Source organism: Chromobacterium violaceum ATCC 12472, assembly GCF_000007705.1.
Lineage (GTDB): Bacteria > Pseudomonadota > Gammaproteobacteria > Burkholderiales > Chromobacteriaceae > Chromobacterium > Chromobacterium violaceum.
The window spans coordinates 1978752-2001049 of record NC_005085.1; the positions used below are offsets into that span (position 1 = coordinate 1978752).

Annotated in this window: 24 protein-coding genes and 1 tRNA gene; 9 read left to right on the forward strand and 16 right to left on the reverse strand. The window is 67.9% G+C overall.

Going from position 1 to position 22298, the window contains the following annotated elements:
- The first annotated feature begins 92 nt into the window (after positions 1–92).
- Positions 93–168, forward strand: a tRNA-Asn gene (locus tag CV_RS08920).
- Positions 169–234: 66 nt separating this feature from the next.
- Here CV_RS08920 and CV_RS08925 read toward each other — a convergent pair.
- Entirely contained in the window at positions 235–1203 is a 969-nt protein-coding gene (locus tag CV_RS08925) for a ferritin-like domain-containing protein (protein ID WP_011135373.1), read from the reverse strand.
- Positions 1204–1443: 240 nt separating this feature from the next.
- Between CV_RS08925 and CV_RS08930 the strand changes: the two genes are divergently transcribed.
- From CV_RS08930 to CV_RS08940, 3 genes are all read left to right on the forward strand, one after another.
- Positions 1444–2046, forward strand: a complete 603-nt coding sequence (locus CV_RS08930; RefSeq protein ID WP_011135374.1) for an undecaprenyl-diphosphatase — start codon at positions 1444–1446, stop codon at positions 2044–2046.
- 107 nt (positions 2047–2153) lie between these two features.
- Entirely contained in the window at positions 2154–3407 is a 1254-nt protein-coding gene (locus tag CV_RS08935) for an MFS transporter (protein ID WP_227590077.1), read from the forward strand.
- A 123-nt stretch (positions 3408–3530) separates the two neighbouring features.
- Positions 3531–4823: a serine dehydratase subunit alpha family protein gene (locus CV_RS08940; RefSeq protein WP_011135376.1), complete on the forward strand. Its 1293-nt coding sequence runs from the start codon at positions 3531–3533 to the stop codon at positions 4821–4823.
- Between the two features lie 45 nt (positions 4824–4868).
- Here CV_RS08940 and CV_RS08945 read toward each other — a convergent pair whose 3' ends face one another.
- Positions 4869–5672 (reverse strand): AraC family transcriptional regulator, encoded by an 804-nt coding sequence (locus CV_RS08945; RefSeq protein ID WP_043597689.1) that lies wholly within the window; start codon positions 5670–5672, stop codon positions 4869–4871.
- Positions 5673–5791: 119 nt separating this feature from the next.
- Between CV_RS08945 and CV_RS08950 the strand changes: the two genes are divergently transcribed.
- Positions 5792–6946: an FAD-dependent oxidoreductase gene (locus CV_RS08950; protein ID WP_011135378.1), complete on the forward strand. Its 1155-nt coding sequence runs from the start codon at positions 5792–5794 to the stop codon at positions 6944–6946.
- Positions 6947–6953: 7 nt separating this feature from the next.
- Here CV_RS08950 and CV_RS08955 read toward each other — a convergent pair whose 3' ends face one another.
- The 5 genes from CV_RS08955 to CV_RS08975 all read right to left on the reverse strand — a co-directional run bounded on the left by CV_RS08955 (position 6954) and on the right by CV_RS08975 (position 12235).
- A complete protein-coding gene (locus CV_RS08955; protein WP_011135379.1) occupies positions 6954–7883 on the reverse strand; it encodes a CysB family HTH-type transcriptional regulator in 930 nt (309 codons plus the stop codon).
- A complete protein-coding gene (locus CV_RS08960; protein ID WP_011135380.1) occupies positions 7880–8956 on the reverse strand; it encodes a sulfate/molybdate ABC transporter ATP-binding protein in 1077 nt (358 codons plus the stop codon). Before CV_RS08960 ends, CV_RS08955 begins: the two co-directional genes overlap by 4 nt.
- A gap of 1 nt (position 8957) precedes the next feature.
- Positions 8958–9836 (reverse strand): sulfate ABC transporter permease subunit CysW, encoded by an 879-nt coding sequence (cysW, locus tag CV_RS08965; RefSeq protein ID WP_011135381.1) that lies wholly within the window; start codon positions 9834–9836, stop codon positions 8958–8960.
- Positions 9833–10693, reverse strand: coding sequence for a sulfate ABC transporter permease subunit CysT (gene cysT / locus CV_RS08970; RefSeq protein WP_043595901.1), 861 nt, complete (start codon positions 10691–10693; stop codon positions 9833–9835). Before cysT ends, cysW begins: the two co-directional genes overlap by 4 nt.
- 546 nt (positions 10694–11239) lie before the next feature.
- The gene (locus CV_RS08975) at positions 11240–12235 is read right to left on the reverse strand and encodes a sulfate ABC transporter substrate-binding protein (RefSeq protein WP_043595903.1); all 996 of its coding nucleotides are present in this window, start codon (positions 12233–12235) and stop codon (positions 11240–11242) included.
- 211 nt (positions 12236–12446) lie between these two features.
- Here CV_RS08975 and CV_RS08980 point away from each other — a divergent pair, with 211 nt between their 5' ends.
- From CV_RS08980 to CV_RS22830, 3 genes are read left to right on the forward strand one after another with little or no spacing between them, the layout of a single operon-like run.
- The gene (locus tag CV_RS08980; protein ID WP_011135385.1) at positions 12447–13322 is read left to right on the forward strand and encodes an EAL domain-containing protein; all 876 of its coding nucleotides are present in this window, start codon (positions 12447–12449) and stop codon (positions 13320–13322) included.
- 52 nt (positions 13323–13374) lie between these two features.
- Positions 13375–13572, forward strand: coding sequence for a hypothetical protein (locus CV_RS23460; protein ID WP_011135386.1), 198 nt, complete (start codon positions 13375–13377; stop codon positions 13570–13572).
- Between the two features lies 1 nt (position 13573).
- Positions 13574–14551: a GNAT family N-acetyltransferase gene (locus tag CV_RS22830; protein ID WP_080508964.1), complete on the forward strand. Its 978-nt coding sequence runs from the start codon at positions 13574–13576 to the stop codon at positions 14549–14551.
- A 107-nt stretch (positions 14552–14658) separates the two neighbouring features.
- Here the strand turns inward: CV_RS22830 and CV_RS08990 are convergent, their stop codons facing one another.
- Positions 14659–15321, reverse strand: coding sequence for a TetR/AcrR family transcriptional regulator (locus tag CV_RS08990; protein ID WP_011135389.1), 663 nt, complete (start codon positions 15319–15321; stop codon positions 14659–14661).
- Positions 15322–15415: 94 nt separating this feature from the next.
- On the opposite strand from CV_RS08990, the gene CV_RS08995 reads away from it, so the two are divergent.
- Positions 15416–16087, forward strand: coding sequence for a DAPG hydrolase family protein (locus CV_RS08995; RefSeq protein WP_011135390.1), 672 nt, complete (start codon positions 15416–15418; stop codon positions 16085–16087).
- A gap of 4 nt (positions 16088–16091) precedes the next feature.
- On the opposite strand, the gene CV_RS09000 is transcribed toward CV_RS08995, so the two are convergent.
- From CV_RS09000 to phnG, 8 genes are read right to left on the reverse strand one after another with little or no spacing between them, the layout of a single operon-like run.
- A complete protein-coding gene (locus CV_RS09000) occupies positions 16092–16664 on the reverse strand; it encodes a phosphonate degradation HD-domain oxygenase (RefSeq protein WP_011135391.1) in 573 nt (190 codons plus the stop codon).
- The gene (locus tag CV_RS09005) at positions 16664–17800 is read right to left on the reverse strand and encodes an alpha-D-ribose 1-methylphosphonate 5-triphosphate diphosphatase (protein ID WP_011135392.1); all 1137 of its coding nucleotides are present in this window, start codon (positions 17798–17800) and stop codon (positions 16664–16666) included. The genes CV_RS09000 and CV_RS09005 overlap by 1 nt, the downstream gene beginning before the upstream one ends.
- Positions 17797–18504, reverse strand: a complete 708-nt coding sequence (gene phnL, locus CV_RS09010) for a phosphonate C-P lyase system protein PhnL (protein WP_011135393.1) — start codon at positions 18502–18504, stop codon at positions 17797–17799. The genes CV_RS09005 and phnL overlap by 4 nt, the downstream gene beginning before the upstream one ends.
- Before the next feature lie 4 nt (positions 18505–18508).
- Positions 18509–19282 (reverse strand): phosphonate C-P lyase system protein PhnK, encoded by a 774-nt coding sequence (gene phnK / locus CV_RS09015; RefSeq protein ID WP_011135394.1) that lies wholly within the window; start codon positions 19280–19282, stop codon positions 18509–18511.
- Positions 19279–20121 (reverse strand): alpha-D-ribose 1-methylphosphonate 5-phosphate C-P-lyase PhnJ, encoded by an 843-nt coding sequence (locus CV_RS09020; RefSeq protein ID WP_011135395.1) that lies wholly within the window; start codon positions 20119–20121, stop codon positions 19279–19281. The genes phnK and CV_RS09020 overlap by 4 nt, the downstream gene beginning before the upstream one ends.
- Positions 20114–21199, reverse strand: a complete 1086-nt coding sequence (locus tag CV_RS09025) for a carbon-phosphorus lyase complex subunit PhnI (RefSeq protein ID WP_011135396.1) — start codon at positions 21197–21199, stop codon at positions 20114–20116. Before CV_RS09025 ends, CV_RS09020 begins: the two co-directional genes overlap by 8 nt.
- 1 nt (position 21200) lies before the next feature.
- Positions 21201–21773, reverse strand: a complete 573-nt coding sequence (phnH, locus tag CV_RS09030) for a phosphonate C-P lyase system protein PhnH (RefSeq protein ID WP_011135397.1) — start codon at positions 21771–21773, stop codon at positions 21201–21203.
- A 1-nt stretch (position 21774) separates the two neighbouring features.
- Positions 21775–22209: a phosphonate C-P lyase system protein PhnG gene (gene phnG / locus CV_RS09035; RefSeq protein WP_011135398.1), complete on the reverse strand. Its 435-nt coding sequence runs from the start codon at positions 22207–22209 to the stop codon at positions 21775–21777.
- Positions 22210–22298: the final 89 nt, after the last annotated feature.

Genomic DNA, 22298 nt, shown 5'->3' on the forward strand with positions numbered 1-22298 from the left:
CGTGAAGCCGCGCGGGGAGGGGCGACCCCTCTCCGCCGGTTTCAGGTATTGACAGGCATCCTTGTCTAGGTTAATATCGCTTTCTCTGATGTTCCCTGATAGCTCAGTCGGTAGAGCGACGGACTGTTAATCCGCAGGTCGCAGGTTCGAGCCCTGCTCGGGGAGCCAGGAATTCAAAAAAAGCCCATGCGTTCGCGCATGGGCTTTTTGCATTCCGGGATCGCGCCGGGAGAATCAAGCCGTTGCCGCCGTCTGGCGGCTAAAGCAGAGCCCAAGCGGCGGGCAAGGCGCATGCCCGTCCGGCGCGACGCTGACGGCCGGATTCATCAGGCCCGCGGCCAGCAGTTTGAGGTCGAAGATCAGATCCATCGCTTGGGCCATGGCCACAGGGCTCCCGCCGAAGGCGGCGTCCAGGCCGCGCAGAAAGTCGGCATAGCATGCCGCGTAGCGTTCCAGCAGCGAGCGTTCGGGACTGCCGGGGGCGTGGTCGTCGATGCGGGCATTGGCGGGCATCGCCCATACGCCATCCGGCGCGAAGCCGGTTGGCGAGTCGGATGCGGCGAAGGCCGCCAATCCATTGCGCAGCGGCGTGTCGTGGGAAGCCAATTCGTCAAGCGCGGCCAGGGCGCTGTCCGTGTCGCGGATGACTGGCAACGGCGCGCCGGGAACGTGTTCCAGCAGCTGTCGCCTTGCAGTGTCGAAACCGCGCTGCCGATCGAGCGGTTCGAACTCGCGGCGCATGGCGAGATAGAAGCCGGCGATTCCGGCGTCGCCGGCTGACCCGAGGGCGATCTGGGGCAGCAGCGTGTCGCGCAGCAGGCGGGGGCTGAACCGTTCTATCCCCATCGGGGGCGAATGCGGCGGCATCAGCGGCGGCGTTGCGGGATAGGCTGGCACGAAGCCTGGCAGTGCCGCGCGCGGTCGCCCGCCGATGGCGATCTGCAGATTGGCGGCCAGCGCCATGCGCCGCAGCTGCGACGCGATCGCCTCCTGGAGCAGGCCGGCCAGCGCACGATTGGCGGCGGGTTTCAGCGACAGCCATGCGGCGAGAAGCGGCGGGATCAGGCTGTGCTCGCGCCGCAGCGCCTGTTGCAGCAGGAGAGGGAGCCTTGCCGCGCGATCCGCGTCTTCCGGCCGCCATGGCGCCGGAGAATGGGTGTCCTGCGTCATCTGCTGCAGTGACTTGCGATGCGAAACGCTCATGCCGGATTCTCCCTCGGAAAAGGCGCGCCGTGTTGGCGCCGACAACGATGGAAGCATGGACGGGCCGCCGCTACGGCGCGTACTGTTCTTTGGTGTAGACGGCAGTGCCGCCGGCGCGGATGAATGGGAATGTCGTTGGTATTTTTAAGGCCGAGGGAACCAAACCGCCGCCATTCGCCCTAATATGTCGTTTTTATTACTGGTCTTCGCGCCCGTGCGGCCGCGTTTCACTGCTAGCCGATGTCTCAAGTCGAAATCCTGAATCAATCGTTGTTCCTGCTGATCAACGCCACGCCGGAAACCTCTCCGTTTACCATCAAGCTGGCCGTTTTCATCGCCCAGGACATCATGCGGCTGTTGCCGCTGTGGCTGGCCGCGCTGTGGCTGTGGGGCCGTCCGGCCCTGCGCGACACCATTTTGAAATCGGTGGCGCTGACCGCCGTCGCCTTGATGGGCAACGGGTTGATCGGCCTGGCCTGGCCGCATCCGCGTCCCTTCGCTGTGCCGCTGGGCCACACCTTCCTGCTGCACGACGCCACGCCGTCCTTTCCCAGCAATCACGGCACCATCTTCGCCATGATGGCTTTGTGCTGGTGCTTCAGTCCGGCGCGAGGCTGGGGCTGGCTGCTGGCGATTGCCGGCGCGGCCGTCGCCTGGTCCCGGGTGTTTCTCGGCGTGCATTTCCCGCTGGACATGCTGGGCGCCTTGCTGGTATCCGTCTTCTGGTACGCTAGCCTGTCGCCGCTGTGGTCCCGCAAGGGAGGGGCCCTGACGGCGGCGCTGGAGTCGCTGTACCGCCAGTTATTGGCCAAACCGATCGCCTCCGGGTTGATCAGGCGCTGAGCGTCGCTGGCAAAACTCCGAGTCCTGTGTTGCGCCTCCTTGCCGTACGGCTTGTGCTGCCTGCGTCGGCGCGCCTGGCTCAGGTGTTTTGTCGTCAGCTGCGCTAAATGTGCTTGAAGCTCCCGGCGGCGGACATGCCGCTGGGAGCCTTCGTGCCGCCGTCCTCCACTCCGTTTTCCGTCTCTGCCCGCGCCGCGATGCCGCGCGGGGTCTGGGTTTTGGGCCTTGTCAGCCTGCTGATGGACGTCTCGTCCGAGCTGGCGCATAGCCTGCTGCCGCTGTTTCTGGCCGGCACGCTGGGGGTGCCGATGCTGGCCATCGGCCTGATCGAAGGCGTGGCCGAGGCCACCGCGCTGATCTGCAAGGTATTTTCCGGCGCGATCAGCGACTGGCTGGGCAGGCGCAAGCCGCTGCTGCTGTTCGGCTATGGCTTGGCCGCCGCTTCCAAGCCCCTGTTTCCCCTCGCGCATTCCGCCTCCACCGTGCTGCTCGCGCGGTTCGTCGACCGTGTGGGCAAGGGCGTGCGCGGCGCGCCGCGCGACGCGCTGATCGCCGACATCACGCCGCCGGCCATCCGCGGCGCGGCTTTCGGCCTGCGCCAGAGCATGGACACCGTCGGCGCGGTGCTGGGCCCGCTGCTGGCCATTGGGCTGATGTTTCTTTACCGCGACGACATCCGCAGCGCGCTGTGGTGGTCGTTGCCGCCTGCGCTATTGGCGGTGGCCGCCATCTGGCTGTGGGTGCGGGAGCCGGCCGGACATGGGGAGAAAAGGGAGCGAGCGCCCTTGTTCAGCCCTAGGGTTTTTGCCCAATTTTCAACAAGCTTCTGGGGCGTGGCCGGGCTGGGCGCGGTGTTCACGCTGGCGCGCTTCAGCGAGGCCTTTCTGGTGCTGCGCGGCGCGCAGCTGGGGCTGCCGCTGGCCTGGGCGCCATTGACGATGGTGGCGATGTCGGCCAGCTACGCGCTCAGCGCCTACCCGCTGGGCTGGCTGTCCGACCATGTCAGCCGCGCGCGCTTGCTGCAGTTGTCCTTGTTGCTGTTGATCGCCGCCGATCTGGCGCTGGCAGCCGGAACCGGTCCGGCGATGCTGCTGGCCGGCGCGCTGTTGTGGGGCCTGCATCTGGGCTGCAGCCAGGGACTGCTGTCGGCGCTGGTGGCGCAGACTGCGCCGGCGGGCCTGGCGGGATCGGCATTCGGACTGTTCAACTTGATTTGCGGCTTGGCGACGCTGTTGGCGAGCGTGGTGGCCGGCGCGCTGTGGCAGGAGTGGGGCGCGGCGGCGACGTTCCATGGCGGCGCGGGGTTCGCGGCGGCGGCGCTGCTGCTCGGCCTGGTTTTGCGTCCGCTGCGACAGTTCTGACGGCTAGTGTCTTGACTGTGCGCATATCGCCTGTTTTTTAGGCGCACAAGGCGGTGAGTTGATGGTAAAGTAAATGTAAAGTTATTTGCTTATATCAATTTGTTCTGTGTCGGCGGAGTGAGCATGTCTGAACGTGAAGTTAGGTTGTGGCCGGAGTTCGTCAAGGCCCTGAAACAGGAAGTGGTGCCGGCCTTGGGATGTACCGAGCCGATTTCGCTGGCGCTGGCCGCCGCGCTGGCGGCGCGCGAACTGGGCAAGGCGCCGGAGCGCATCGACGCCTGGGTGTCGGCCAACCTGATGAAGAACGGCATGGGCGTGACCGTGCCGGGCACCGGCACCGTCGGCTTGCCCATCGCGGCAGCGGTCGGCGCGCTGGGCGGCGACCCGGACGCCAAGCTGGAAGTGCTGAAAAACCTGACGGTCGAGCAGGTGGCCGCGGGCAAGCAGATGCTGGCCGATGGCAAGGTGAAGCTGGGCGTGGCCGCGGTGCCCAACATCCTGTACGCCGAGGCCTGCGTCTGGCACGGCGACGAGTGCGCGCGCGTCGCCATCGCCGACGCCCACACCAATGTGATCAAGATCGAGCTCAACGGCGAGGTGAAGCTGAAGCGCGAGGCCGCCGACGCCAAACCGGTGGAAACTTACGACTTGGGCGACGCCACCGCGCGCGACGTCTACGATTTCGCGATGCGCGCGCCGCTGGACAGCATCGCCTTCATCCATGACGCGGCGGTGCTGAACAGCGCGCTGGCCGACGAGGGCATGAGCGGCAAGTACGGCCTGCACATCGGCGCCACGCTGCAGCGGCAGATCGAGGCCGGCCTGCTGTCCGAGGGCTTGCTGTCCAACATCCTCACCCGCACCACCGCCGCGTCCGACGCGCGGATGGGCGGCGCCACGCTGCCGGCGATGAGCAATTCCGGCTCCGGCAACCAGGGCATCGCCGCGACCATGCCGGTGGTGGCGGTGGCCGAGCACGTCAAGGCGGACCGGGAAACCCTGATCCGCGCGCTGGCGCTGTCCCACCTGATCGCGGTTTACATCCATACCCGCTTGCCCAAGCTGTCGGCGCTGTGCGCGGTGACCACCGCGTCGATGGGCGCGGCGGCCGGCATGGCCCAACTGCTGAACGGCGGCTACCCGGCGGTCAGCATGGCGATCTCCAGCATGATCGGCGACCTGGCCGGCATGATCTGCGACGGCGCGTCCAATAGCTGCGCGATGAAGGTGTCCACGTCGGCCGGCTCCGGCTACAAGGCGGTGCTGATGGCGCTGGACGGCACCCGCGTCACCGGCAACGAAGGCATCGTCGCCCACGATGTGGACGTATCGATCGCCAACCTGGGCAAGCTGGCCACCCAGGGCATGGCGCAGACCGACACCCAGATCCTGCAGATCATGATGGACAAGCGCTGAGCGCGGCCTTTCATCATTCCACAAGCCCGGCGAAGCCGGGCTTTTTTATGGCTCGCCGCCGCGCGCGCTCAGGTATTGCGCCGGCGGCGCGCCCAGCGCGCGCCGGAACATGGCGATGAAGTTGCTGGGCGAGGCGTAGCCCAGCGCGTCCGACACTTGGGCGACGGTTCGGCCGGAGGCCAGCCGCTCCATCGCCCAGACCAGTTGCGCCTGCTGCCGCCAGCGCGAGAAGCTCATGCCGGTGTCAGTCTGGATCAGCCGACGCAGGCTGCGACCGGACAACGCGCCCAGCGCCGCCCATTCGTCGGCCGAACGATCCGCGGCCGGATCGGCCAGCATCGCACCGGCGATACGCTGCAGCCGGGGATCGGATGGCATGGGCAGGTGCAGCGCCTCTCGCGGCGCCAGCCGGATTTCGTCGAGGATGACGGCGGCGATGCGTTGCTGCTCCGGACCATGCGGCGCGTCGGGCCGCCAGGAGGCCGCCCGTCGCACCAGCTCCTGCAGCAGCGGCGTGATGGCCAGCACGCAGGGCTGGGCGGGCAGCAAGCCGCAGCGGGCGGGCAGCAGGTAAACGCTCCAGCCGCTCAGCGCGCCGCTGACGCGCACCCGGTGCGGCGTGTCCGGCGGGACATAGCCGGCGCGGTGCGGCGGCAGCAGCCAGGAGCCGCGGGGCGTCTGGACATGGATCAGCCCGTTGCCGACGCAGAACAGCTGCGCGCGCGCGTGCCGGTGCCAGTCGTATTCCCGGGTGCCCAACCGGTATTCGCGGTCAGCTTCATCTCCGCCGCTTAGCGCGATCAGCTCGGGGCCTTCCAGCCATTCGCTGAAGTCAGTGGTCGATTCCATGATGGCCATTATTCACTATTTATCGTCCAGATGGCGTTATTGAGCCAGGACGGGTCGCGCGGACAATGGCTGGCACGCGGCCGGCGCGGCCGCGGCATCCATTGGAAGGGAGTGTCATCATGAAGAGCGTGATCATTGTCGGCGCCGGCATCGGCGGTTTGTGCCTGGCGCAGGGATTGGCGAAAGCCGGCATCGAATTCGAGGTGTGGGAAGCAGACGCCGGGCCGCAGGTGCGTGGTCAGGGGTATCGGTTGAGGATAGACGCGATGGGGCAGCGGGCGCTGCGGCAATGCCTGCCGCCAGACTTGTTCGAACTGTTCCGCGCCAGCTGCGCGGTCAGCGGGCCGGCGCGCTTCGTCGATCCTCAGTTGAATCCGCTGCCGGGACGCCGGCCGGAAAACTGGCGGGAAAACGCCGACGCGGGGGAGGCCGGTGGCGATCTGAGCGCGGACCGGCAAGTGCTGAGGGACATCCTGAGCCATGGGCTGGCGCCACAGATCCGCTGGGGACGGCGGGCGCGGGGATTCGAGCGCGGCGGCGATGGCATCGTCGTGCATTGCGCCGACGGTTCCGAGCATGGGGCGGCGCTGGTCGTCGCCGCCGACGGCTTGCATTCGCCGCTGCGCCGGCAATGGCTGCCGCAGGCGGAGCCGGAGGCGATCGGCGCGCTGAACCTGTATGGCAAGACGCCGCTGGATGGTATCGACCCGGCCTTGCTGGCCGGTCCGACCATCGTCTTCGCCGACGGCTGGACGCTGGTGGTCGAGCCGATGCGTTTTCGCGCGGCGATGAGCGGGCTGGCGGCGCGCCACGCGCCGGATTGCCGCTTGAGCCCGACGGACGATTACGTCTACTGGGCGATGTTCGGCAGGGAGGCCTGCCTGGGCGGGAGCCTGTCCGGGGAGGAGGACGCCGCCGGATGGCGGCGGCGGATCGAGGCGGCGTCTGGCGGCCTGCATCCCGGCTTGTCCGACTTGCTGCGCCGCACCGCGCCGGAGGCCGTCATGGGTAGGGCGGTGAGAATGGCCGCCGGCGTTCCGTCATGGCCGCCGGGACGCTTGACCGTGCTGGGCGACGCCATCCACGCGATGAGCCCGGCCGGCGGAGTCGGCGCCAACACCGCGCTGGCCGACGCCGCGATGCTGGCGGTCTGCCTCGCGGATGGCGATGTCGACCGGGCCGTCGCCCGCTACGAGGCCGACATGCGCGGCCGGGCCGAGCGGGCGCTGGTGGCGACGCGCGCCGGCACCGAACGCCTGCTCAGGCGGCTTTGATCGCGGCCTATTCCTGCAGCGCCGGGCTGAGCGCCTGGCGCACGCTCTGCTCGTTCAGCGCCGGCGCGCACAGCTCGATGAAGCGGTAGGCGTAGCTGCGCAGGTAATGGCCGCGGCGTATCGCGATGCGGCTGGTCTGCTGGCCGAACAGCGGCGGGCCTTCCACCACCTTGACGCCGGCGTCGCGGCGCGGATCCACCGCCATCGAGGCGACGATGCCGACGCCCAGCTCCAGCTCGACATAGGTCTTGATCACATCGGCGTCCAGCGCCGCCATCACGATGTCGGGCGCCAGGCCGGCCTCGGCGAAGGTGTTGTCTATCTTGGCCCGGCCGGTGAAACCGTGGTGGTAGGTGACGATCGGGTGCTCGGCCAGCGCCTCCAGCGTCAGCGGCTCGCGGTGCAGCGGGTGCTCGGGCGGGGCGATCACGCAGTGGTGCCAGCTGTAGTAGGGGAAGGACACCAGTTCCGGCACTTCGGTCACCGCCTCGGTGGCGATGCCGATATCGGCGTCGCCGGCCAGCAACAGCCGCACCAGCTCCTCCGGGCTGGCCTGGTGCAGCACCAGGTGCACGCGTGGGAAGGCGCGCTTGAACTCGGTCACCACCTGCGGCAGCGCGTAGCGCGCCTGGGTGTGGGTGGTGGCGATGGTCAGCTGGCCCTCGTCGCGCAGGCTGAACTGCTGCGCCAGGCGCTTGATGTTGCCGGCGTCCAGCAGCATGCGCTCGACGATGATCAGCAGTTCCTTGCCGGGATCGGTCAAGCCGAGGAAGCGTTTGCCCTTGCGGATGAACAGCTCCACGCCCAGCTCGTCCTCCAGGTCCTTGATGTGCTTGCTGACGCCGGACTGCGAGGTGAACAGCGCGTTGGCCACCTCGGTCAGGTTGAAACCCTGGCGCACGGTTTCGCGGATGATGCGCAGCTGCTGGAAGTTCATGCTTCGCCTCCTTGCGGATCGGCGGCGAACACGCGCGCGGCGCGCGCCTGCAGCCGCACAGCCTGCCCGACGGCGAGCTCGGCCAGCAGCGGCGCGTCGGCCGGCAGTTCGGCGTCGAAGGATTGGCCGGCCAGTTCGTCGCGGCCCTCCAGTTCGATGCGGGACAGGCCGCCCAGGGTCAGCACCCGCTGCACCCGCGCCGGCAGGCCGGCGCCGTGTTCCGGCAGAATGGCCAGCTCGTGCGGGCGGATGAAGGCTTCCACCGGCTGGCCGTGCGGCAGCTGGTGGTCGGCGGCCAGAGTCTGGCCGCCGACGGCCACCGCGCCGGTCGCGCTGACGCCGCGGATGCGGTTGGCGCTGCCGAGGAAACCGTAGACGAAGGCGCTGGCCGGCTGGGAATACACCTCGGCCGGCGAGCCGATCTGCTCCACCTTACCGTGGTTCATCAGCACCACCCGGTCCGCCACTTCCAGCGCCTCTTCCTGGTCGTGGGTGACGAAGAGGGAGGTGATGTGCAGCTCGTCGTGCAATTTGCGCAGCCAGCGGCGCAGCTCCTTGCGCACCTTGGCGTCCAGCGCGCCGAACGGCTCGTCCAGCAGTAGCACGCGCGGCTCCACCGCCAGCGCGCGGGCCAGGGCGATGCGTTGGCGCTGGCCGCCGGACAGCTGGGCCGGCAGGCGGTCGGCCAGCCAGTCCAGCTGCACCAGGTCGAGCAGCGCGTGCACCTTGCGCGCGATCTCGGCCTCGGATGGGCGCTCGCGGCGCGGCTTCATCCTGAGGCCGAAGGCGACGTTGTCGAACACCGTCATGTGGCGGAACAGCGCGTAGTGCTGGAACACGAAGCCCACCTGGCGTTCGCGCACGTGGGTGGCGGAGGCGTCCTGGCCGTCCAGCAGCACGCGGCCGGCGTCGGCCTGCTCCAGGCCGGCGATGATGCGCAGCAGTGTGGTTTTCCCGCACCCGGACGGGCCCAGCAGCGCCACCAGCTCGCCGCCGGGGAAGTTGAGGCTGATGTCGTTCAGCGCGACGAAGTCGCCGAAGGCCTTGCGGATGTTTTCTACTTGTATGCTCATCTCAGTTTTCCTTGACGCTGCGCCATTCCACCCAGCTCTTCAGCGCCAGCGTGACCAGGGCCAGCAAGGCCAGCAGGGACGCCACGGCGAAGGCCGCGGCGAAATTGTACTCGTTGTAGAGGATTTCCACGTGCAAAGGCAGGGTATTGGTTTCGCCGCGGATGTGGCCGGACACCACCGACACCGCGCCGAACTCGCCCATCGCCCGCGCGTTGCTGAGGATCACGCCGTACAGCAGCGCCCAGCGCACATTCGGCAGGGTCACGTGCCACAGCACCTGCCAGCCGCGCGCGCCCAGCACCACCGCGGCTTCCTCCTCCTCGCGGCCCTGGGCCTCCATCAGCGGGATCAGCTCGCGGGCGACGAAGGGCACGGTGATGAACAAGGTGGCCAGCACGATGCCGGGCACCGAGAAAATGATCTTGATGCCGTACTCAGCCAGCCGCGGCCCCAGCCAGCCTTGCTGGCCGAACACCAGCACGAAGATCAGGCCGGCGACCACCGGCGACACCGAGAACGGCAGGTCGATCAGCGTGATCAGCAGCTGCTTGCCGCGGAAGTCGAAACGGGTGACCGCCCAGGCGGCGGCGATGCCGAAGGCCAGGTTCAGCGGCACCGACACCGCCGCCGCCAGCAGCGTCAGCCTCACCGCCGCCAGCGCGTCGGGCTCGGACAGCGCGGTCAGATAGGTGCTCCAGCCCTTGGCCAGCGCCTCGGCGAACACGACGAACAGCGGCAGCAGCAGGAACACGGCGAAAAAGCCCAGCGACAGCGCCAGGATGGTCCACTTGACGGCGCGCGACTCGCGGGTGGCGGCGCGGGATTCCAGTTGCGCGGCCTTGTCTGTCGCCGGGCGCGGATGGGTGATGGCGGCGCTCATCGGGCGCCTCCCGCGCGGCCGTGTCGGCGCGCGCTCCAGAACTGCAGGCCGTTGATCGCCAGCAACAGCAGGAAGGACGCGGCCAGCATCACGCTGGCGATGGCGGCGGCGCCGGCGTAGTCGAACTGCTCCAGCTTGCTGATGATCATCAGCGGGGTGATCTCCGACACCATGGGCACGTTGCCGGCGATGAAGATCACCGAGCCGTACTCGCCGACCGCGCGGGCGAAGGCCAGCGCGAAGCCGGTCAGCAGCGCCGGCTGCAGCGTGGGCAGGATCACGTGGCGGAAAATCTGCCAGCGGCGCGCGCCCAGGCAGGCCGCGGCCTCCTCCAGCTCGGACTCCAGATCTTCCAGCACCGGCTGCACCGTGCGCACCACGAAGGGCAGGCCGATGAAGATCAGCGCCACCAGCACGCCCAGCGGGCCAAAAGCCACCTTGACGCCCAGCGGCTCCAGGTATCGGCCCAGCCAGCCGTTGCCGGCGTACAGCGCGGTCAGCGCGATACCGGCCACCGCTGTCGGCAGCGCGAACGGCAGGTCCACCAGCGCGTCCACCAGCCGCTTGCCGGGAAAGCGGTAGCGGGTCAGCGACCAGGCCAGCAGCAGGCCGAACACGCTGTTGATGGCGGCCGCCGCCAGCGCCATGCCGAAGCTGAGCCGGTAGGACGCCAGCACCCGCGGCGAAGCGGCGGCCTGCCAGAAGCTTTCCAGCGGCTGGCCGGCGGCGCGCAAGGCCACCGCGGCCAGCGGAATCAGCACCAGCAGCGACAGATAGCTGACGGTGAAGCCCAGCGACAGGCTGAAGCCGGGCAGGACGCGGGGCGGGCGGGGTGGCGGAGCGAGTGTCGCTGACATCGTGGATTCCAATTCATATAACCGAATAAACGATATCCGTGAGGGTCTTATTCTGAAAATAAGTATTTCTTCAATGCTTATTCGATATTATGCAAAGTGGGCGACGGACGAAACAAAACCGTCCGGCGGAGGGGGCGGTTGGAGAGTATTGGACGTCCAGGTGTTTGTTTACGATCTGACTGGTTTTGAATCCGCTGCGCGGATGATGGTTGTGATTGCCGGGGCTGCCCGGTGGGCAGGGAGGGGATATTTGCTTGGCGGTACGGCCTAAGCAGATATCCCGGCCACCCTCAAGCCTGGCCTTCGGCTTCCCGCCGGGTCCCGTCAGGTCCGAGGCGCGGCTGAACTCTCTGCGTGCGAATCCATCACTGGGCGAGGCAAGACCTCGCACGTAGGGATTCGCTCAGCGATGCGCGCTAACGTCGCGGGGCTCAAACATGCAGCCGCTTAAGACCTCGGGCCTGCCACCCGTCGGCAGGCTAGAAGGGACCTGGGCGCGTCGGATGCGTGGCTGCTTTTCTCAAGCCCGGAAGTTACTGTCATGCCTCAGCGCGCGACGATCTGGTCGAACACGCCGCCGTCGGCGAAGTGAGTCTTCTGCGCCTTCTGCCAGCCGCCGAAAGTCTGGTCGATGGTGAACAGCTTCACCTTGCTGAACTGGCCGGCGTATTTGGCCGCCACCTGCGGATCGCGCGGGCGGTAGTAGTGCTTGGCCGCCAGGGCCTGGCCCTCCGGGCTGTACAGGTATCTCAGGTAGGCTTCGGCCACCTTGCGGGTGCCGCGCTTGTCCGCCACCTTGTCGACCACGCTAACCGGCGGTTCGGCCAGGATGGAGACGGACGGCGTGACGATGTCGAACTTGTCCGGCCCCAGCTCCTTGGTTGCCAGGAAGGCTTCGTTCTCCCAGGACAGCAGCACGTCGCCGATGCCGCGCTGGGTGAAGGTGATCAGCGAGCCGCGCGCGCCCGAGTCCAGCACCTTGACGTTGCCGTACAATTTCTTGACGAAGTCCTTGGCCTTGGCGTCGTTGCCGCCGGGCTGCTTCAGCGCGTAGCCCCAGGCCGCCAGGTAGTTCCAGCGCGCGCCGCCGCCGGTTTTCGGGTTCGGCGTCACCACCTCCACGCCGGATTTGACCAGGTCGTTCCAGTCCTTGATGTGCTTGGGGTTGCCCTTGCGTACCAGGAACACGATGGTGGACGAGTACGGCGACGCGTTATTGGGCAGCCGCTGTTGCCAGTTGGGCGCGATGGTCTTGGCCTGGCTGGCGATCTCGTCGATGTCGTAGGCCAGCGCCAGCGTCACCACATCGGCCTCCAGCCCGTCTATCACCGAGCGCGCCTGCTTGCCGGAACCGCCGTGCGATTGCTTGACGGCGACGGTCTCGCCGGTCTTGGCCTTCCAGTATTTGGCGAAGGCGGCGTTGTAGTCCTGGTAGAGCTCGCGCGTCGGGTCGTAGGAGACGTTGAGCAGGGTGACCTCGGCGAAGGCGGAGGCGCTGCCGGCGAGCAACAGGGCGATGGCGAGGCGGTGCAGGGGGCGCATGGTCTTGTTTCCCGTGATGGTGAATGTTTCGATAGAGGGCACTGTAGGCGGGGCCGGATGGCGGCGGGAAACAAGAAAATCTGCAATCGATATCGAAAATACGGCAAAGGCCGGCATTCCGGAAAAACAGATAGGCTTATCGGCAAATCGTATATGACCTTGTCACGGCCGGGACTATAGTTGCGCCAATTCCACTACCCGGGGTCCGGTCATGAAACGATTCAAGCCCGCCAAAACCCTGCCGGCCGGCTTCACGCCCGCGATGCTGGCCGCCTGTCAGCAGTTGCTGCAGCAGGAAGGCGTGCAGGTGAAGCTGCAGTGGAACGAACAGGAAATCTTCGCCAGCTTCGACGGCTGGTGGCTGTGCAGCAGCTTCATTCCGCAGGCTCGTGTGCGAGACGGCCGCTGCCAGTTGCTGCAATACGCGGCGCGGCTGCGCATCTTCGGCCAGTTCGGCCAGGCGCTGCCGGCCAATTGGCTGTTCGCGATGAATTACGGCGAAACCAAGGCGGTGGCGCTGCTCAAGCTGATCCGCGTGCTGCACGTGCTCAACCACCTGGGGCGCAATGGCCGCCACCTGCCGCTGCGGATAGACGTCGACCCGCGCATCTGCCACGCCTACAGCGACCGCATCGTCGATTTCACCGCCCGCCTGCTGGAAACGCTGGAGTTTCCGGCCAACCAGGCGCAGATGCTGCTGTTCCTGGACGAGCGCACCAGCGATCTGGGCTTGTCGTTGCTGCGGCGCTACCGCCAGCACGGCCATCGGCTGGGGTTGGGCGATTTCGGCGCCGGAGGGCAGGACTTGCTGAGGCTATGGCGGCTGGAGCCGGACGGCCTGGCGCTGGCGCCGCGCTTCATGAGCCGCGCGGTGATGTATCCCCGCGTGCGCGACCAGTTGCTGTTGCTGGCGCCGCAGCTGGTGGAGCAGGGCTTCGCGCTGGCGGTGGAGGACATCGTCTGCCAGAACATGCTGGGCCTGGCGCAGCGGATGGGCGCGGAGCACTGTTCGGGGCCGCTGCTGTCGGAACGGTTGAAGCGGCAGCGAGCGGCGCGGGAAGTGGATTTGTCCAATATCGCCTGTTAGGATATTGGCATTTTCGATCGTTCGGTCGAGTGCGTATCCAAAAGGGTGAACAATGAAACAACTGGCATTGGCGACGATGTGCGCATTGGGTTTGTCCGCCTGCGTGATCGGCAACACCGACGGCTACCGCGACGCGGCCCAGCTGCAGCGGATGACCGACCAGGCGCTGAAGACTTGCGGCCAGGGCAAGGTCAAGTCGGTCAGCTACAGCAGCTTCACCTGCGCAAACGGCGACGTGGCGGCGAAGTAGCATGGCGCTTGCTGCGGTGAACGGCGGGCTGTCGATCCGTCTGTTGAGCGCCGCCGACGCCGATGCCTACCAGGCGATCCGCGTCGCGGCGGCCAGCCACGATCCGGCGTCCATCCACGCCGATGCCGCCGAAATCGCCGCGCTGAGCCGGGAGGCCGTCCAGAGTCAGATCGAGCCAGGCGACGCGCAGCGGACGCTGGGGGCTTTCAGCGGCGGGGAACTGGTCGGCGTCGCCGCGCTGCGGCGCGATGTCCGGGCCAGAGTCCGCCATCGCGCGACGGTGCAGGGCGTGTTCACCCGGCCGGAGTGCCGCGGCAAGGGGGTGGCGCGCGGCCTGATGCAGGCGCTGCTGGACCAGGCCGCCAAGCTGCCCGGGCTGGTGTCGCTGGAGTTGGCGGTGCATGCGGACAACGCGCCGGCCAAGGCGATGTACCAGTCGTTCGGCTTCCGCCGCGTGGGCCTGATACCCGGCGCGGTCATGCTGGATGGCCGCAGCCTGGACGAAGTGTTGATGCAGCGTCCATTATTCTTCTCATCTCCCGCCGTCCTTCCCGGCCCGACCTCAGGCGGCGGCGATTACGCCTTGATCGAAGCGACGCCGGATGTCGACACCTACCGCCGCTTGCGGGCCGAGTCCGGCCTCAGCCCCAAGACCGAGGAGGCCGCCCGCCGCGGGCTGGCCGGCACGCTGTTCGCGGTGCAGCTGCGCCATGCCGGAGAAACCGTCGGCATGGGCCGCTTGATCGGCGACGGCGGCAGTTTCTACCAGGTGGTCGATATCGCCGTGTTGCCGGCGCATCAGGGCCGGGGGCTGGGCAAGCGCATCATGGCGGCCATTCGCGGCCACATCGACCGCGAGCTGCCGGTTAGCGCCTACGTCAGCTTGATCGCCGACGGCGACGCCAAACATTTGTACGCCCAGTTCGGTTTCGAGCCGACCGCGCCGCGGTCGGAAGGCATGGCGCTGTTCAAGCGCTGACCCCGCCGTCTGCGGGCGCGGCAGCGCAATGCCGCGCGCGGCGATACCTTCTCCTTCGAGGCGACGCCGGCGATGTTCGGCGCGATGGCGGCAGCGATCGCCACCGGCTAGCTTGCCGGGCGCATTCCCTCGTAGCACAGGCGCGCGGCGGCCCGGACGCGGGCGCGCAGGGCGGCGTCGACGCCGGGGGCGGCCAGGCCTAGCGCCATCTGCCGCAATGGTTCGGCGATGGCCATCGCCAGCAGCAACTCGGCGCAGGTGGCCGGATCGTCCATCCTCAGCAGGCCGCGGCGCTGCCGCTCGGCCAGCCAGTTCGCCAGCAGCGACGCGCTGTGGCGGACGCCGTGTCCGGCATAGGTCGCCAAGGCCTGCTCGCGGCCGGGAAAGTCGTTGATCAGCAGCTTGAACATGCCCACCGCCTCCGCCGACAGCACCCGTTCGGCGAGTGCCAGCAGCAGCGCTTCCAGCGCTTGCGGCAAATCCTGCCCCTCGTCCTGCGGCATGGCCACCGCGCCGGCCAGCCCCGCCGTCCAGTCGTCTACGATGGCCGCCAGCAGCCGTTCCCGATTGTCGGCGAAACGATACACCGTCTTCTTGGCCACGCCGGCGCGCTTGGCCACCGCTTCTATGCTCAGGGCCCGGTAGCCATCTTCCAGCAGCAGCTCGGTCGCGGCTTGCAACACCTGGCGGCGCAAGTCCTGTTCCGGAACGGCCGGGCGGCCGCGCGGCCGGGAAAGGGGGATGGGTGAAAGATCAGATGCGCTTGACATGGCTTCTCATGTTGCTTGAATATGGAAACGTATATCGTTTCTTAAATTGCGCGCCTAGGGTCGGACCAGGCGCTCCAACGACAAGGAGTTTACTGTGAACGCTCAGAATCGGATATCCAGCCATGACGAGCTGCTGTCGCCGCGCCCGCTGCCGCTGGAAACCGGCATCCGCCGGCTGGACGACGGCCGCCTGCTGGTGGCGGTGAGAACCGAGCTGCCAGGCTGCGCCGGCAGGATGCTGGAGTGGTGGTTCAAATTTTTCGAGACCACCCAGCACATCCGCTGGTGGCATCCGCACGACCATCACCGGATGCATGGCTGGGATAAGCAATGGCGGCGAGGCGAGAGCTATGTCGGCGCTTGCGTGCGCGCGGAGGAGTCGCTGGGCGACTTTCCGCCGGTGACGGCGGCGCTGAAGTTTCACGAGCCGGCAGATTTTTTCTCGGCCGACGCGCTGGCGCAGGCAAGACGCCAGCAGGCGGTGTCCGGGCTGGTGTGCGCCCGGATCGCTTTCGGCGACGAGCCGCGCTTGGCGGCCGACGGCGATCCGCAGGATGGCGAAATGATCCACCTGGTGCGCGACAAGCCGCAAGGCGCGGTGCTGCGCAGCCGCTTTGTGCTGGGCGGGGAGTCGCCGGTGCCGAACGAGTTGGGTTTAGGGCTGATGCAGCATTGTTACAACGAGTTCAGCAGCCTGGCGCGCTTCTTGCCGTCCTTGTATTACGGCGAGCACGCCAACGGCGAGAAGGGGCCGCTGGCATGGTGAGGCTTCAAGCGGGCCAAGCGGCGGGACGCTGGCTGCCCAGGTGCGCCGCCATCAGCGGCCACACCCAATCGGCCGCGTCCAGGCTCCAGCCGCCGTCTTTGGCCGCCTCGTCCAGCCTCCTCAGCGCCAGGATGTCGGCCAGGTCCGGCAGCCGCGAGAACGCGTCGGCCTCGTCCGCGCGCATCGGTCCGCCCTGGTAGCCCAGCGTGGCGGCGCTGGCCGGCGACAGCGCCGCCAGATACGCCGGATCGACCGAGCACAGGTAGCGCTTGGCTTCGACGTGCATGCCGACCAGCCGCGCCAGCCGGGGCGAGAAACCCTGCTGCAGCAAGTAATCCCGCGCCAGCTTGTCGTGGGCCATCACGCCGTAGCCGCCCATGGCCTGAGCGCCGTCGTGCTCCAGCAGGTGGCCGACGTCGTGCAGGAAGGCGGCCAGCGTCAGTTCATCGTCGCAGCCGGCGTCGCGCGCCAGCGTGGCGGCCTGGATCGCGTGGTCGAACTGGCTGACGGCCTCGCCGTAATGGCGCGCGCCGTGCTCGCGGTACAGTTGTTGCAACGTGGCGATCGCTTGTCGCATCAGAATACCCTCCTGCCGCTGTTCCAGACTTGCCGCACCAGCGGCACGTCGCCATGAACGATCATGGCCACCAGATCGGCGCGCTGGCCGACGGCGATGTCGCCGCGATCGGCCAGGCCCACCGAGTGCGCCGGGTTCAGGCTGACGGCGGCGACGGCGCGCGGCAGGCTCCAGCCCGCCTGCGCGTGCAGCAGCCAGGCGCCGTGCAGCAGGCTGGCGGGCACGTAGTCGGACGACAGGATGTCCAGCAAGTCATGGCGAGCCAGCTCCAGCGCCGCCACATTGCCGGAGTGGGAGCCGCCGCGCACCACATTGGGTGCGCCCATCACGGTGGCGAGGCCGTGTCGTTTCGCTGCTGCGGCGGCTTCCCGCGTGGTGGGGAATTCCGAGATCGCCACGCCGTCGCGCAGCGCCTCCTCGATATGCGCCTCGTCGGTGTCGTCATGGCTGGCCAGCGCGATGCCGCGCGCCTGCGCCAGCTCCACTACCGCCTGTTTGTGGCGGCCAGCGTATTGCGCCTGCTTGGTTTTGCGTTCGGCCACCGCGGCGAGAAAGGTGTCTTCGTTCCAGCCCACTTTCTTCTTGCCGTAGTACTTCTTGTACTGCTCCAGGTCGCGGTACTGGCGCTGGCCCGGCGTGTGGTCCATCACCGATACCAGCTTCACCGCCGGGTGGGCGATCAGCGCTTCCAGCTCGTCCAGCAATCCCGGATAGGCCAGCTCGCAGCGCAGATGGAAAAAGTGGTCGGCGCGCAGCGCGCCTTCGCGCATTCCCTGGTTGATGGCGTCGAACGAACTGTGCAGTGTGTCCAGCCGCACGCTTTCGCCCTCCAGATCGCCCACCGCCAGCGCGTCCAGCACCGTGGTGATGCCGGCGGCCACGCACTGGGCGTCGTGGGTGATCACCGCCGGCAAAATCGGCCACAGCACGCCGTTGCGCGGCATCAGGTGTTTTTCCAGATTGTCGGTGTGGATCTCCACCAAGCCGGGCAGCAGCAGGGCGCCGGCCAAATCCTCTCCATCGGGCAGGGCGTGTTCGTGTATCGCGGCGATCCGGCCGTCGTTGATTTCCAGCGCGCCGTTGTCGATGACGCGGTCGGCCAGCACGATGCGGGCGTGGTTCAAAATCTGTTTCATGCTGCGGTTTCCGTTTGTCGCGCCAGGGGAACCTGGAACACGCGGGTGGCGATGGCGTCGCGGGTGGGCGCGTCGTGGAAGATGCCGATCAGCGCCGCGCGGCGGGCCAGCGCCTCGCGCATCAGCTGGACCACCACCTCGCGGTTGGCGGCGTCCAGCGAGGCGGTCGGCTCGTCCAGCAGCAGGATGGGCCGCGGCGCGATCATGCCGCGCGCGATGTTGACGCGCTGCTGCTCTCCGCCGGAGAAGGTGGCCGGCGGCAGGCTCCACAGCCGCTCGGCGATGTTCAGCCGCGCCAGCCATTCGCCGGCGGCCAGCCTGGCTTCGGCGTCGGCGGCCCCCCATTCGCGCAGCGGCTCCGTGACGATGTCCAGCGCCGACACGCGCGGGATCACGCGCAGGAACTGGCTGACGTAGCCCAAGGTATGGCGGCGTACGGCGGCGATTTCATGCGGCAGCGCGCGCGCCATGTCCACCCATGCGCCCTGGTGAAGCACGCCGACGCGGCCGTTTTCGACTAGATAATTGGCGTACAGCGCTTTCAGCAAGGTGCTCTTGCCGGCGCCGGACGGGCCGGCCAGCGCCACGCATTCGCCGGCGGCCGCCTGCAGCGAGACCTCGGTCAGCACCGGCAGCCGCAGCCCGCCCTGTTGATGCAGGGTGAAGGTCTTGCTCAGATTTTGCGCGTCTATCAATAGATTCATGATTTCAGGCCTGCAGGATGGAAGACACCAGCAACTGGCTGTACGGGTGCTGCGGGTCGTCGAGGATCTGGTCGGTGAGGCCGGCCTCCACCACGCGCCCCTGCTGCATCACCAGCGTGCGCTGCGCCAGCAGCCGCGCCACGCCCAGATCGTGCGTCACCATGATGACGGCGATGCCGGCGTCGCGCACCAGGCGGCGGGTCAGGTCCAGGAAGCGCGCCTGCACCGACACGTCCAGGCCGCCGGTGGGCTCGTCCATGAACACCAGCCGCGGCTGCGTCACCAGATTGCGGGCGATCTGCAGCCGCTGCTGCATGCCGCCGGAGAAGGCGGACGGCTTGTCGTCCAGCCGCGCGCGGTCTATCTCCACTTTTTCCAGCCAATCGCCGGCGGTCTGCCGCAGCCGGCCGTAATGGCGCTGGCCCAGCGCCATCAGCCGTTCGCTGACGTTGGCGCCGGCGGAGACGCCCATGCGCAGGCCGTCGCGGGCGTGCTGGGTGACGAAGCCCCATTCGCTGCGCGCCAGCCGGCGGCGCTCGGCCTCCGGCAGGCAGGTTAGCTCATGCGTGGCGCCGTCGCGGTCGGCGAAGCGCGCGCTGCCGGCGTCGGCGGCCAGGCGGCCGGCCAGGGTGGACAAGAGCGTGGATTTGCCGGAGCCGGATTCGCCGACGATGCACAGCACCTCGCCCGGATACAGCTGGAAATTGACGTCGAAGCAGCCCTGGCCGTTGCCGTAGTCCTTGCTCAGCCCGCTCACGGTGAGGATGGGCGCCATCATGCTTGTTTCTCCCGCTGGCAGTAGTCGGTGTCCGAGCAGACAAACATCCGGCTGCCGGCGTCGTCGATGACGATTTCGTCCAGATAGCTGTCGTGCGAACCGCAAATCGCGCAGCCTTGCTGCCAGCTCTGGATTTCGAACGGGTGGTCGTCGAAGGCCAGGCTTTCCACCTTGGTGTAGGGCGGAATCGCGTACAGCCGCTTTTCGCGGCCGGCGCCGAACAGCAGCAGGGCCGGGTTCATGTCGAGCTTGGGGTTGTCGAATTTCGGAATCGGCGACGGCGAGGCCAGATACCTGTCGTTCACCATCACCGGGTAGTCGTAGCTGGTGGCGATGTGGCCGAAGCGGGCGATGTCCTCGTACAGCTTGACGTGCATCAGGCCGTATTCCTGGTGCGCGTGCAGCTTGCGGGTTTCCACCTCGCTGGCCTCCAGCGTGCGCAGCGGTTCCGGCTCCGGCACCTGGAAGATCAGGATTTGGCCGGGTTTCAGCGGCGTTTCCGGGATGCGATGGCGGGTCTGGATCAGCGTCGCGTCGGCGGTGCGAGTGGTGGTGGCGACGCCGGCCACGCGGCCGAAGAAGCGGCGGATGTTGACGGCGTTGGTGGTGTCGTCGGCGCCCTGGTCGATGACCTTGAGTACGTCGTCGCGGCCGATCACGCTGGCCGTCAGCTGGATGCCGCCGGTGCCCCAGCCGTAGGGCAGCGGCATTTCGCGGCTGCCGAACGGCACCTGGTAGCCGGGGATCGCCACCGCCTTGAGCAGGCTGCGGCGCAGCATGCGCTTGGTGTTCTCGTCGAGGAAGCCGAAGTTGTAGCGATCGTCGCGGGCCTTAGTCATCAGTCTTCTCCTGGGCGGCGTCGGCGCGCAGCTGGCGGATCAGCGCCAGCTCGGCCTGGAAGTCCACGTAATGCGGCAGTTTCAGGTGTTGAACGAAGCCGGAGGCCTCGACATTGTCGCTGTGGCACAGCGCGAACTCGGCCTGCTGCGCCGGGGCGTGGGCGGTTTCGCCCAGCTCCTCGGCGCGCAGGCTGCGGTCCACCAGCGCCATCGCCATCGCCTTGCGCTCGGCCTCGCCGAAGCTCAGGCCGTAGCCGCGGGTGAATTGCGGCGGCGCGGTCTTGCTGCCGGCGAACTGATTGATCATCTGGCATTCGGTCAGCGTGATCTCGCCGATGTCGATCTCGAAGCCCAGCTCTTCCGGGCAAACCATCACGCTGACTTCGCCCATGCGGATCTCGCCGGCGAAGGGGTGGCTCTCGGCGTAGCCGCGCTGGGTGGAGTAGGCGAGGCCCAATAGCCAGCCCTCGTCGCCGCGCGCCAAGTTCTGCAGCCGCGCCGGGCGGCCGGCGGGGAACATCAGCGGCTCGCGGGTCAGGTCCACCGGCTCCGGATCGCCGTTGGGCGGCAGGTCGGCCTCGATCAAGCCCTCGCGGTCCAGCAGCCGCAGCACGCCGGGCAGCGCATCCGGCAGCGGCGCGGCGGCCTGTTCCAGTTCCATCTTTTGCGCCGCTTCCATCAGGCTGAAATCCAGCAGGCGCTGGGTGTAATCGGCGGTGGGGCCGAGAATCTGCCCGCCCGGCACGTCCTTGAAGGTGCCGGACACGCGGCGGCGCACCCGCATCGCGGCGGTGTTAAGCGGCCGCGTCTGGCCGAAGCGCGGCAGCGTGGTGCGGAAGGCGCGCAGCAGGAATACGGCTTCGATGCTGTCGCCGCTGGCCTGTTTCAGCGCCAGCGCGGCCAGCTCTTCATCGTACAGCGAGCCTTCCTGCATCACGCGGGCCACGGCCAGGCGCAGCTGCTGGCGGATTTGAGCGATGCTCAGCTCCGGCGCGGCCTCGTCGCCGCGGCGGGCGGCGGCCAGCAGGTCCCAGGAGCGGGCGATGGCGGTTTCCCCGCCTTTGACGGCTACATACATCTCAACCCTCCCGGAGGCGGACGCTGCGCGGCAGGCCGGCGATGTGGGTGTCGGTAATCAGCACGGCGTCCACGCCGAGCGGGAAGCGGGCGCGGTTGTGTTGCCATTCGCGCCAGAAGCTTGCAGGCAGTCCGTCGGCGCCGAAGCGGCGCGGCGCGGCGAAGCCGGGGCCGCTGCCTTCGACCTGCTGCTGAGTGAAACCGTCCGCTTCGAGCAACAGCGTGGCGGAGCGGTCTGGATATTCGGCGCTGCCGGCTTTCAGGCGCATCAGGTCCGGCAGCGGCGATCCGGCGGCGATCACGATGAAGTCGGCTTCCTCCGGCCGATCGGTCACGCGCATGCCGGTGTGGAAGCGCAGGCTGGCGACGGTGTCGTCCGGCAGCGCCGGCAGCCAGACGCGCACGTCCTGATCGGCCAGCGTGTAGAGCAGCGCGGCGGTGGCGGCCTTCAGCCCCGGCAGGGCCGGCGGCAGTGCCGGCAGCGCGCGCGGCAGCAAGGGTTCGGCCATCGCGCTTAGGACTGCGCGGAAAATGCTTTGGGCCGCTTCCACTGGCTGGGAAAAACCTGTCAGCATCTCACGCCCCCCGGACCATGGTGAAAAACTCGACCTTGCTGGCGGCGGCTTCCCGAGAGCGGGCTGCGCGGCGCTCGGCCAGTTCGGTTTCCAGCGGAGCGATCCATGCGCGCATCAGCGAGTCGTGGAGGGCGGGGTCTTGCAGCAGCGCGTCGGCCTGGGCGATCAACTCGGCATGGCGGCCGTCGCCGCCGCGCACCCAGCCGTGTCCGACATGCTGGCCGATCTGGCAGCTGGCCCGGCTGACGCTGATCTCGCCCAGGTTGAAGCGGGCGCCGGCGCCGCCGCTTCGGCCCTGCAGCATCATCAGGCCGGTTTCGGCGCGGCGCAGCCAGCGCGTGCAGGAGGGCAGGGCCGGCGGCAGCAGTTCCTGCAGCCGTTCGAGCGGGCTGTTGGCCAGCACCGATAAGCAGCGCTGTCGGGTGGAGGTGTCCATCGTGTGCCTCATGGTTCAAGAAAAATTCATATAAACGTATAGACGTATCCATGATAATGGCTGCATGGAATGAATTAACAGCATGCGGC